Genomic DNA, 1420 nt, shown 5'->3' with positions numbered 1-1420 from the left:
GTCGGCGAGGAACGCCCGCGCGAAGGAGATCAGCTGACGCTGACCTGCCGACACACGACCACCGCGCTTGTTGACATCGGTGCCGTAGCCGTCGGGCAGCGACGAGATGAACCCGTCTGCACCCACCGCACGGGCGGCCGCGCGGATCTCGTCGAGCGTCGCGTCGGGCTTGCCGAGCGCGATGTTGTCGGCGACGGTACCGCTGAAGAGGTACGCCTCCTGCGTCACCATCACGATCGCCCGACGGAGATCCTTCGGGTGCAGATCGCGCAGATCGACGCCGTCGAGGGTGACGGTGCCGATCGACGGGTCGTAGAACCGCGAGATCAGCTTCGCCAGCGTGGACTTGCCCGCACCCGTCGTGCCGACCAGGGCGATCGTCTGCCCGGCGGGGATGTCGAGCGTGAAGTTCGGCAGGATCGTCTTCTCGCCGTTGTAGCCGAAGGTCACCTCGTCGAACCGCACGTGTCCGCGCGACTCCCACAGATCGACCGGCTTCTCGGGGTCGGGCACGGTCGGCACCTCTTCGAGGACGCCCGACACCTTCTCGAGAGCAGCCGTCGCCGACTGGTACGAGTTGAGGAACATCGCGATCTCCTGCATCGGCGCGAAGAAGTTGCGCACGTACAGCACGGCAGACAGCAGCACTCCGACCGTGAGAGCTCCGTCCGACACCCGGACGCCGCCCCACAGCACGACGATGCCGAGCACGAGGGCTGCGACGCCCATCAGGCCGGGCTCGAACGTGCCGAACAGCAGCATCGAGCGACGGTTCACATCGCGGTACTCACCGGCGATCTTCTGGAAGGTCGCATCGTTGCGCGGCTCTTTGCGGAACGCCTTGACCGCGCGGATGCCCGTCATGGTCTCGACGAACTGCACGATGACCTTCGCGCTGATCACGCGCGACTCGCGGTACACGAGCTGCGAGCGCGAGTAGAACCAGCGCATCAGGAAGAACAGCGGCACGCCGCCGATCGCGAGGATCAGCCCCGACTGCCAATCCCACACGCACAGGGCGATGAAGGTGAACAGACCGAACAGCACGCCCGAGACGAGCTCGTTGAGACCGCCGTCGAGCAGTTCCTTGATCGAGTCCAGGTCGCTCGTCTGGCGCGAGATGATGCGGCCCGAGGTGTACGACTCATGGAACTCCAGGCTGAGCCGCTGGGTGTGCAGGAAGATGCGCTTGCGCAGGTCGAGCAGCACGGCCTGCGTGAGCTTGGCCGCGATGATCACATACCAGGCGATCATCGCCGCGGCCACGGCGCCCGCGAGCAGGTAGATGCCGCCGATCATGAAGGTCGGCATCCAGTCGGCGCGCTCGAGCACGGCAGGCAGAGCCCGATCGATCCCGATGCTGATCAGGATCGGTCCGGCGACCTGCAGCGCGGTCGAGATCACGAGGACGAACGCCGCG

1 protein-coding gene is annotated in these 1420 nt (G+C 66.3%); it reads right to left on the bottom strand.

Translation table 11 applies throughout. The features are described from left to right. On the bottom strand, positions 1–1420 hold a 1420-nt coding region (locus J7E68_RS11135; RefSeq protein ID WP_215172586.1), incomplete at both ends, for an ABC transporter ATP-binding protein.

This window comes from Microbacterium sp. ISL-103 (assembly GCF_018613995.1).
Taxonomy (GTDB): domain Bacteria; phylum Actinomycetota; class Actinomycetes; order Actinomycetales; family Microbacteriaceae; genus Microbacterium.
The sequence above is the reverse complement of the archived record's forward strand: the minus strand, read 5'-3'. Positions and strand labels throughout refer to the sequence as shown.